The sequence below is a fragment of the Pseudomonas putida genome (genome assembly GCF_028682475.1).
GTDB lineage: Bacteria > Pseudomonadota > Gammaproteobacteria > Pseudomonadales > Pseudomonadaceae > Aquipseudomonas > Aquipseudomonas putida_AG.
Genome location: NZ_JANHLE010000006.1, coordinates 220,837 through 230,769, shown reverse-complemented (window position 1 = coordinate 230,769; position 9,933 = coordinate 220,837). Strand labels below are relative to the sequence as shown.

Annotated in this window: 11 protein-coding genes; 8 read left to right on the top strand and 3 right to left on the bottom strand. The window is 57.1% G+C overall.

Annotated elements, in window-relative coordinates; genetic code table 11:
* The 5 genes from NPS47_RS07990 to NPS47_RS07970 all read left to right on the top strand — a co-directional run.
* On the top strand, positions 1-220 hold a 220-nt coding region (locus NPS47_RS07990; protein WP_274294441.1), incomplete at its 5' end, for a hypothetical protein.
* An 8-nt stretch (positions 221-228) separates the two neighbouring features.
* Positions 229-984 carry a hypothetical protein gene (locus NPS47_RS07985; protein ID WP_274294440.1) on the top strand — a complete coding sequence of 252 codons (756 nt, stop codon included), beginning with the start codon at positions 229-231 and terminating at the stop codon, positions 982-984.
* The gene (locus NPS47_RS07980; RefSeq protein ID WP_274294439.1) at positions 984-1,697 is read left to right on the top strand and encodes a hypothetical protein; all 714 of its coding nucleotides are present in this window, start codon (positions 984-986) and stop codon (positions 1,695-1,697) included. The genes NPS47_RS07985 and NPS47_RS07980 overlap by 1 nt, the downstream gene beginning before the upstream one ends.
* Before the next feature lie 8 nt (positions 1,698-1,705).
* Positions 1,706-2,461 (top strand): hypothetical protein, encoded by a 756-nt coding sequence (locus NPS47_RS07975; RefSeq protein ID WP_274294438.1) that lies wholly within the window; start codon positions 1,706-1,708, stop codon positions 2,459-2,461.
* Between the two features lie 312 nt (positions 2,462-2,773).
* On the top strand, positions 2,774-3,526 hold the full coding sequence (locus NPS47_RS07970; RefSeq protein WP_274294437.1) for a hypothetical protein: 753 nt from the start codon (positions 2,774-2,776) through the stop codon (positions 3,524-3,526).
* Between the two features lie 128 nt (positions 3,527-3,654).
* Here NPS47_RS07970 and NPS47_RS07965 read toward each other — a convergent pair whose 3' ends face one another.
* The 3 genes from NPS47_RS07965 to NPS47_RS07955 form a co-directional block, all read right to left on the bottom strand.
* Positions 3,655-4,479 carry a M23 family metallopeptidase gene (locus tag NPS47_RS07965; RefSeq protein ID WP_274294436.1) on the bottom strand — a complete coding sequence of 275 codons (825 nt, stop codon included), beginning with the start codon at positions 4,477-4,479 and terminating at the stop codon, positions 3,655-3,657.
* A gap of 3 nt (positions 4,480-4,482) precedes the next feature.
* Complete coding sequence (gene xseA / locus NPS47_RS07960) at positions 4,483-5,862, bottom strand: exodeoxyribonuclease VII large subunit (protein ID WP_274294435.1); 1,380 nt, start codon at positions 5,860-5,862, stop codon at positions 4,483-4,485.
* Positions 5,863-5,949: 87 nt separating this feature from the next.
* Complete coding sequence (locus tag NPS47_RS07955) at positions 5,950-6,858, bottom strand: LysR family transcriptional regulator (RefSeq protein WP_274294434.1); 909 nt, start codon at positions 6,856-6,858, stop codon at positions 5,950-5,952.
* A gap of 101 nt (positions 6,859-6,959) precedes the next feature.
* Here NPS47_RS07955 and NPS47_RS07950 point away from each other — a divergent pair, with 101 nt between their 5' ends.
* The 3 genes from NPS47_RS07950 to guaB all read left to right on the top strand — a co-directional run bounded on the left by NPS47_RS07950 (position 6,960) and on the right by guaB (position 9,874).
* Positions 6,960-7,742 carry a sulfite exporter TauE/SafE family protein gene (locus tag NPS47_RS07950; RefSeq protein ID WP_274294433.1) on the top strand — a complete coding sequence of 261 codons (783 nt, stop codon included), beginning with the start codon at positions 6,960-6,962 and terminating at the stop codon, positions 7,740-7,742.
* Between the two features lie 18 nt (positions 7,743-7,760).
* Entirely contained in the window at positions 7,761-8,318 is a 558-nt protein-coding gene (locus tag NPS47_RS07945; protein WP_274294432.1) for a sugar ABC transporter ATPase, read from the top strand.
* An 86-nt stretch (positions 8,319-8,404) separates the two neighbouring features.
* Positions 8,405-9,874 carry an IMP dehydrogenase gene (gene guaB, locus NPS47_RS07940; protein WP_274294431.1) on the top strand — a complete coding sequence of 490 codons (1,470 nt, stop codon included), beginning with the start codon at positions 8,405-8,407 and terminating at the stop codon, positions 9,872-9,874.
* The last annotated feature ends 59 nt before the right edge of the window (positions 9,875-9,933 follow it).

Genomic DNA, 9,933 nt, shown 5'->3' with positions numbered 1-9,933 from the left:
TCCGATCCTTGAGTTGGAGATTAAATACCCGCGCGACGTGCGGCAGCGGTCAGACGGCTACGGCTACATGTTCCGACTGGCGCTGAAATGGTCAGCAAACGAGGCTGATCGAGTCAACAGTACACCTGGCAGTGAACTGATAGAAAAAGATGGCATCGTGCTGACACACAAAAGCACTGAGCTATTTAAGTTGCCCGTACCCAGTTCAAGTGATCGTTGAGCGCTATGATGTTTGATTTTAATAAGTCTATTGATCTGCCTCCGCAGCTTGAGTGGAAATTTGCGCATGAGCCTGAATTGTTGGCTTGGAAAATTCGGGCGCGTAATTACAATACGTTTGTGGCTAATTGCATGTTCGTGTTTATGTCTGTCCTGATAATGGGGGGGGCGTATATTGTATATTTGTTTCCGGCTCCGGGTGAAGGGTTGTTTTCGCGGATTATAGTTAGTGCTTGCTTTTTTATGGTTATTACTTTTGTAATTTCCAGCATGACCCATCAGCGAATGAATTTTGCCTATCGCTTCACCAAGTCCGGAGTGGAGTATTGCAATTGGAAAGATTTTCCGGAATGGGCTCTGACTTTTTTGAAGTGGCTTGCGGGGATCACAGCGATTATTTTTCTTTTCATGGCGACTATTGATCCATCATTTTTGCTCGGCGCGTTGATAGGTCCTGGAGGTGTGGGTTTGACGTATCTATCGATGGCGTACTCAAAGAACTATCGGGAAATGCATACGCACTACCATCACTATGCATTTAAGTGGGAGGAATTTACGCAGCTAGCCATTGCTACCAATCGAGAGGTTGTTGATTTGAAATACACTATCACCATGGATGGGGATAACTTTGAAGCCAATTGGAATCTTAATATATTTTGCAAACGAAAGACAAAAGAAAAGGTGGCGGAATTGATTAGAACTTATCTGTCTCCAGGTGTGCCTTTCATTAACGCCAAAGTTAATGTTCCGCTCAGTACCGATTGATGGTTGAGCGTTCATGGACCGCCAACCGCTTCAAGCGTGAGGGGCTGCGTTTGTGGTTGTACCGTTGCAGCTGGGGGCGCGGGGCAACCCCTGAATGGTTGGACGATGATGGGCATCTCAAGCAGATGACCTCTTTGATGGAGACCTTGCAACGACCCACGGTAATGGGAAGAACGCTGTATTACGGTGGTGGCAGCACCCCGAGAAAGCCTCTGGGGTTCTGGGTACAAATCCAGCTGCCCGCAGCGTTGGCGGGTAAAGAGCTGACCTTGCAACCGGCAATCGTCGAGCAGCGCTATTTTTCTAAAGATCGGCTGTATGCCACGGAGAATAACTTTTACGACCAGTTTCTTGATGGCAACTGGGTCGATCCGAAGCAGCTCGGAGAGTTGCCCGGCGGACCCGTATATAACCTTCGCCCAGCGGATTTCACTTACACCCAGAAAGATCAACACCGTCTTTGGCAAGTCTGGATTGACAGCCCAGCGGACAATCCGATCCTTGAGTTGGAGATTAAATACCCGCGCGACGTGCGGCAGCGGTCAGACGGCTACGGCTACATGTTCCGACTGGCGCTGGAATGGTCAGCAAACGAGGCTGATCGAGTCAACAGTACACCTGGCAGTGAACTGATAGAAAAAGATGGCATCGTGCTGACGCACCAAAGCACTGAGCTACTTAAGTTAGCCGTCCCCAATTCAAACGGTCGTTGAGCACTATAATGTTAAATCTTAATAAGCCCCTTGAACTGCCGCCGCAGCTTGAGTGGAAATTTGCGCATGAACCTGAATTAATGGCTTGGACGATCCGGGCGCGTAACTACAATACGTTTGTGGCGAATGGTATGTTTGCGTTTATGCTAGTCGTAATAATGGGGTGGGCGTATTTTCTGTACTCAACTCCAGCGTCGGATGAGCCTTCTTTTTCAAAGTTATTGGTGAGTATATGTTTTTACGTAATATGCGCGTCCGTAATCTCTACTATGACCCATCAGCGAATGAATTTTGCTTATCGCTTTACTAAGTCCGGGGTGGAATGCTGTGAATGGAAAGATTTCCCCAAGTGGGCTCTGACATTTTTGAAGTGGCTTGCAGGGATAACGGCGATTGTTTTCATTTTCATGGCTACCATTGACCCGTATTTTTTGCTCGGTGCGTTGATAGGGCCTGGAGGTCTGGGATTGACGTACCTCTCGATGGCGTACTCAAAAAATTATCGAGAAATGCACACTCAGTATCATCATTTGGTATATGAGTGGAAAGATTTCACGCAATTGGCTATCGCAACAAATAGAGAGGTTGTAGATTTAAAGTTTACTCATTTTGATAAACGGCTTGGTCGAATTGTAAGTTGGAGTCTCAATATTTTTTGCAGGCGTAAGCAGAAATGTTTTGTAGCGGACTTCATAAAGCCTTACCTGTCTCCAGGTGTGCCCTTCATTAAAGCCAAGGTCAATGTTCCGCTTAGTACCGATTGATGGTTGAGTGTTCATGGACCCATTCGAGGGTTGCTGCGCGCAACACCGTCTTTGGCAAGTCTGGATTGACAGCCCGACGGACACTCCGATCCTTGAGTTGGAGATTAAATACCCGCGCGACGTGCGGCAGCGGTCAGACGGCCGCGGCTACATGTTCCGACTAGCGCTGGAATGGACAGCGAACGAGGCTGATCGAGTCAACAGTACACCTGGCAGTGAACTGATTGAAAAAGATGGCATCGTGCTGACGCACCAAAGCACTGAGCTACTTAAGTTAGCCGTCCCCAATTCAAACGGTCGTTGAGCACTATAATGTTGAATCTTAATAAACCCCTTGAACTGCCGCCGCAGCTTGAGTGGAAATTCGCGCATGAACCTGAATTAATAGCTTGGACGATTCAGGCGAGAAATTACAATACTTTTGTGGCTAATTTTATGTTATTGGGTTTGGCTATATTGCTATTTGGCGTGTCACTGGTCATGTACTCCGTGTATGAAGGGATGAGTCAGCCCTGGCGAACATTGTCTTGTATTTTCTTTTACATGCTTATTTTATTTGTGACTTTGTCTATGACTCATCAGCGAATGAATTACGCTTTTCGCTTCACAAAGTCCGGCGTGGAGTATTGCAAGTGGAAAGATTTTCCCGAGTGGGCTCTGACTTTTTTGAAGTGGCTTGCAGGGATAACGGCGATTGTTTTTATTTTTATGGCGACTATTGATCCATCGTTTTTGCTTGGTGCGTTGATAGGTCCTGGTGGTGTGGGTTTGACGTATCTCTCGATGGCGTACTCAAAGAACTATCGGGAAATGCATACGTACTACCATCACTATGCATTTAAATGGGAAGAATTTACGCAGCTGGCCATTGCTACTAATCGAGAGGTTGTCGATTTGAAATGCACTATAACCATGGAGGGGGATGACTTTGAAACCAATTGGAGTCTGAATATATTTTGCAAGCGAAAGACAAAAGAAAAGGTGGCGGAACTTATCAGGCCTTATCTGTCTCCAGGTGTGCCTTTCATTAAAACCAAGGTCAATGTTCCGCTCAGTACCGATTGATGGTTGAGCGTTCATAGGTCGCCAATCGTTTCAGGCGTGAGGCGCGATATCGCGGGGCAAGCCCGCTCCCACCGGAGCGGTCGCTTGCACAGCATCAAGTCAGGACAATTACCAGGCTAAGGCAGCTTTCAGGGCTGGAACGCCCCGATGAAAATCGCCGGATCCACCCGTGCATCATTGAGGCTGACATTCCAGTGCATATGCGGACCGGTTGCCCGTCCGGTTGCCCCGACCCGCCCGACCACTGCGCCGCGGCTGAGCTGCTGACCAGGCTTTACATCGATTTTCGACATGTGACAGAACATGCTGATAAAGCCCTGGCCATGGTCGACGAACACGGTGTTGCCGTTGAAGAAGTAATTACCCACCAGAATCACTTTGCCGTTGGCCGGGGTCTTGATCGGCGTGCCGGCAGGCACGGCGAAATCCAGGCCGGCATGCGGATTGCGTTCTTCACCATTGAAGAAACGACGCACGCCAAACTTGCTCGACAGCGGGCCGTTGACCGGTTTGTCGAGGATCAGGTTGCTCGGCAGGTTGGGGCTGAAGCTGCGGTAGGCCTTGATCTGCTCGGCAAGCTCGGCGTCGATGCGCTTGAGGTCGGCCGGGTCGGGATTGACCTGGCGTTTGTTCTTCAAGGTGATGCGTTGCTCCGGATACTTCTTGCTGCCGACGTTGAAGGTCAGCGTGCGCGTGCCCTGGGTGAGCTGCGCCTGCCCCGGTTTTTGCGTCAGCGGCAGGCCGACAATGGCCAGCCAGTTGTCCTGTTCCTTGACCACCAGCACCGGTTTGCCGTCAAAGCGTGCGCTCGGTGCCTGGGCCGCCGGGCCGAGGTCGATGACCGCCACGCCACCGGGCACCGGCTTGTTCAGTTGACGGGTGATGTAGCTGGCCTGGGCGCTGCTGGCGAACATCAGGCACAGCAGCAACAGTGGGGTAAACAGACGAGGCATGGTTCAGTCCAGTAAGGAAAGCGTGACCGGGGTCAGGTGGTTGTCTTCGACCCGCACCTGCAATTCGCCTTCGCCCAGGCGCGCAGTCAGGCGCTGGCCGTTGCGGGTCTGGGCGGCGCTGCGGATCGCCTGGCCGCGCTCGTCGAGGAGGATGCTGTAGCCGCGCCCCAGGGTTGCCAGCGGGCTGACCACATGCAGGGTCTGCACTTGGGCCTGCAGGCGCTGGCGACGGTCTTTGAGGGTTTCGCGCATGGCTCGGGGCAAGCGTTCGGCGAGGCTGTCCAGGCGCTGTTTGAGCATCGCCAGGGTGCGTCCGGGGTGTTGCGCGGACAGGCGCGTGTCGAGACGGGCCAGGCGTTCGCGGCGTTGGTTCAGGCGTTGTTCGAAGGCGCGGCGCAGGCGCATGTCGAGGTCGTCCAGGCGCTGCGCCTGTTGGCGCAGGCGCTCGCCGGGGTGACGCAGGCGCCGGGTCAGGCTGTCCAGGCGCAGGCGGTCATGGGTCAGGCGGCTTTGCATGCGTAGCAGCAAACGTCGCTTGAGGCTGTCGATGCGTCGCTGCAGGTCGCTGCTGTCCGGGGCCAGCAGTTCGGCGGCGGCTGAAGGCGTTGGTGCGCGAACGTCGGCGACAAAGTCACTGATCGAGACATCGGTTTCATGACCGACGGCGCTGACAATCGGCGTCACACAGGCGGCGATGGCCCGCGCCACGGCTTCTTCGTTGAAGCACCAGAGGTCTTCCAGCGAGCCGCCGCCACGGGCCAGGATCAGCGCGTCGAAACCGCGGCTGTCGGCCAGTTGCAGGGCGCGCACGATCTGGTTGATCGCTTCGCGGCCTTGTACGGCGGTGGGGATCAGTGTCAGTTCAACCTGCGGGGCACGTCGGCGGAACACGCTGATGATGTCGCGGATCACCGCGCCGGTAGGCGAGCTGACAATGCCGATGCGTTGCGGGTGGGCGGGCAGGGCCACCTTGTTGTCGGCGCTGAACAGGCCTTCGGCGCCAAGCTTTTCCTTGAGCGCTTCGAATGCCAGGCGCAGGGCGCCATCGCCGGCAGGTTCGACGGTATCGAGGATCAGTTGATAGTCGCCACGGCCTTCGAACAGCGAGACCTTGCCGCGCACCTTGACCGCCAGGCCATCGCGCAGGGCCTGGCGAACGCGCACGGCGTTCTGCCGGAACAGTGCGCAACGCACCTGGGCGCCGCTGTCCTTGAGGGTGAAATAGACATGACCGGAAGCCGGGCGGGCGAGGTTGGATATCTCGCCTTCGACCCAGACATTGCGGAACACGTCTTCAAGCAGCACCCGGGCGCGGCCGTTGAGCTGGCTGACGGTCAGGACTTCGCGGTCCAGGCCGAGTCTTTCGAAAGGGTCTTTGATCATGGGGCAGCATCATAAAGGATTGTGGTGTCGGGGTGGCAGTGGGGTGGTGCGTGTTCAATCGCGGGGCAAGCCCGCTCCCACAGGTTCTCACTTGGTGGGAGCGGGCTTGCCCCGCGATGAGGCCATATGAACGACAAACTGCTGAACCAAAGGCCCGGCATCGCGACGGTACGCCAGCGCCACTGTGCTACTGCAGCCTTCATCCGCAAGAGCAATGAAGCGCAGCGAGGACGGAGCAATCTCCTGCATGCACTGCGGCAACAGCGCCACACCAAAACCGGCCTGGATCAACTGCAACTGGGTTGTCTTGCGTGACACCACCCGCGCAGCTTGCGGAAAGAAGCCGGCTCCCATGCACAGCTCGGCAGACAGATAGCTCAAGCCACCGCGCTGGCGATGGGGGATGGAAATAAAGGCCTCGTCCCGCAGCTGCGCCAGGCAAACGATGGTTTCACCGGCCAGCGGATGATCTGCGGCGACCGCCAGCAACAACGGCTCCTCGAACAGCGGCTGCACGCAAAGCCCCTCATGCTGGCGCAGCACCGGCAAGCGCAACAGGCCGGCTTCCAGGCGATCTTCTGCGAGCTCTGCAAGCTGTGCCTCGGAGGACTGCTGGGCGATTTCCATGGCAACCCCCGGATGCTCATGCAGATAGCCACTGAGCCGGGTCAGCAGTTGTCCAGTCAAGGGCACGGTGCTCGAGTGATTCAGGCGCAGACTGCCGCTTACGCCGTGGCCGACATCGCGAGCCAGACGTTGGGCTTTTTCCAGATCCACCAGCAAAGCGCGGGCCCTCGGCAAGAAGGCCTGCCCAGCAGCGGTAAGGCGCGGCTGACGCGCAGTGCGCTCGAACAGCAGGGTATCGAGCTGCGACTCCAGCTCCTTGATCTGCCGGCTCAGGGCTGACTGGGCAATGAACAGACGTTCGGCGGCGGCGCTGAAGCTGCCGCTTTCAGCGATTTCGACGAAGTAGCGCAGCTGACGGGTGGAGATCATTAGTGATATGCCGTTTCGAGATGTCTGATGACGTAATTGCATATTAGTCGCATGGCTGGCTGCTGGCTAAAGTTTGCGCACATCCACTGTTGGCGACCACCATGCTCTCGACGCTGTTTGCCCAATTGCCCTTTACCTCCCTCGACTGGCTGCCGATTCTGCTCGGTGTCGGCGCCGCCTATATCGTCTTCGGCATCGCCGGCTTCGGCACGGCGCTGGTGGCCGGGCCGGTGCTGATCAACTTTATGCCGTTGTCGCGGATCATCCCGTTGCTGGTGTTGCTGGATTTCGTCGCCGCCTTTGGCAACTGGCTGCCGGCGCGCAAGGCGGTGGCCCGTGCGGAATTGCTGCGCTTGCTGCCATGCATGGCACTGGGCTGCAGCCTCGGTGTGGTGTTTTTGCTCAATCTCAAGTCCGATCTGTTATTGCTGTTGATGGGCCTGTTTATCAGCGCCTATGCCCTGTATAGCCTGGCGGTGAAGGTGCGGCCGGCGCAGCTTGCGGCCGCCTGGTCGGTACCGATGGGAACCGCGGGCGGGCTGTTTGGCGCCTTGTTCGGCAGCGGCGGCTTTCTCTATGCGATCTATCTCAATGCCCGCCTGCCCTCCAGCGAGCAGGCGCGGGCGACGCAAAGTGCGCTGATCAGCTGCAGTACCGTGGTGCGCCTGAGTCTGTTCCTGCTCGCCGGGGTGTATGCCGACCTGCCGCTGTTGGTGCTGGCGCTGTGCTTGCTGCCGATGATGCTGATCGGCTCGTACCTGGGCCGGCGCCTGACCCTGAACATGTCGCGCGAGCGCTTCGTGCGCCTGGTCACCTGGCTGGTGCTGGCCAGCGGCATTGCCCTGATCGGGCGCTACCTGAGTGAGGTAAACTGGCTGCTTTGAGCATGTTTGGCTGCCGTCATGATTACCCAGAGCATCATTGTCCCGAAGATATCCACCGTTCCTGTGCATGAGCCGCGCGCGCGGGCGATCCTGCGCTGGCTGGTGCGCGAGAAGATCATCGAGGAGCAATTGAGCACCTGCGGCAGTACCGGCAACCGTATGGCTTATGCCATCGCCGAAGGCGCGCGCAAAGTCGTCGAGCGCCCTGAGCTGCTGCCGTTCGGGCAGCCGGTCAACGGCCTGGAGGTGATCACCAAGCGCTGCATCTACACACCGCTTGAGGATTTTCTCGAGGAGGCGGGCTGTGCCGAATGCCGCCGCGAGGTCGGCGTGGCGCTGTTTGAAAGCCTGGAGGAGTGGATGCCGGGGCAGACCGACAATTTCATCTGCCCGCTGTGCGGCCATGAAGACGACATCAACGGCTTTCTGTTCCTGCAAGCCTGTGCGTTTTCCAACCTGGGTTTCATCTTCAATAACTGGGGCGCGGCAGGATTCAAACAGGCATTTCTCGACGACTTTGCCGACTGGCTGGATCAGCCGGTGGCCGTGGTGCAGGTAAAGCGCGGCGGTAACTGACCGAAGGACCGATCTTTGCATTGAGTGAAGGGCTCTGGATGAGTATAATGGCGCGCTTCCATTTTTCCCGCCCGGGAGCCCCCGCGATGCTGCGTATCAGCCAAGAAGCCCTGACCTTCGACGACATTCTCCTAGTGCCTGGTTATTCAGAGGTGCTACCCAATGAAGTCAGTCTCAAGACCCGTTTGACCCGTGGCATCGAGCTGAATATTCCGTTGGTTTCCGCCGCCATGGATACCGTGACCGAAGCCCGTCTGGCCATTGCCATGGCCCAGGAAGGCGGCATCGGCATCATCCACAAGAACATGACCATCGAGCAGCAAGCTGCCGAAGTGCGCAAGGTCAAGAAGTTCGAGGCCGGCGTGGTCAAGGACCCGATCACCATCGAGGCCGATGCCACGGTACGTGATCTGCTCGAACTGACCCGCCTGAACAACATCTCCGGCGTTCCGGTGCTGCACAATGGCGACCTGGTCGGCATCGTCACCTCCCGCGACATCCGTTTCGAAAACCGTCTGGACGCCACTGTCCGTGAAGTGATGACGCCTAAAGAGCGTCTGGTCACGGTCATGGAAGGCGCCGACAAGGACGAAGCGCGCGAGCTGCTGCACAAGCACCGCATCGAGCGCGTGCTGATCGTCGACGACAAGTTCGCCCTCAAAGGCATGATGACCGTCAACGACATCGAAAAAGCCAAGGCCTACCCGCTGGCCAGCAAGGACGACCAGGGTCGTCTGCGTGTGGGTGCTGCGGTCGGTACCGGTAAAGACACCGGTGATCGCGTTTCCGCACTGGTTGCCGCCGGCGTTGACGTGGTGGTGGTCGACACCGCTCACGGTCACTCCAAAGGCGTGATCGATCGCGTTCGCTGGGTCAAGGAGAACTTCCCGCAGGTGCAGGTCATCGGTGGCAACATCGCGACCGGCGCTGCGGCCAAGGCCCTGGCCGAAGCCGGTGCGGACGCAGTCAAGGTCGGTATCGGCCCTGGCTCGATCTGCACCACCCGTATCGTCGCCGGTGTCGGTGTGCCGCAAATCAGTGCCATCGCCAATGTTGCCGCTGCGCTTGAAGGCACCGGTATCCCGCTGATCGCCGACGGTGGTATCCGCTTCTCCGGTGACCTGTCCAAGGCCATCGTTGCCGGTGCTTCGGCAGTGATGATGGGCTCGATGTTCGCCGGTACCGAAGAGGCACCAGGCGAAATCGAACTGTTCCAGGGCCGTTCCTACAAGGCTTACCGCGGCATGGGCTCGCTGGGCGCCATGTCCCAGGCCCAGGGCTCCTCGGACCGCTACTTCCAGGACTCCTCGGCTGGTGCCGAGAAGCTGGTACCGGAAGGTATCGAAGGTCGTGTGCCGTACAAGGGCACCCTGACCGCGATCATCCACCAGCTGATGGGTGGCCTGCGTTCCTCGATGGGTTACACCGGCAGCGCCAACATCGAAGAAATGCGCACCAAGCCCGAGTTCGTGCGCATCACCGGTGCCGGCATGGCCGAGTCCCACGTGCATGACGTACAGATCACCAAAGAAGCGCCAAACTACCGCGTAGGTTGATGCTTCTGGCAACACTTGCAAGCGGGGCTGTTATCGACAGCCCCGCGTCGTTTCCGATT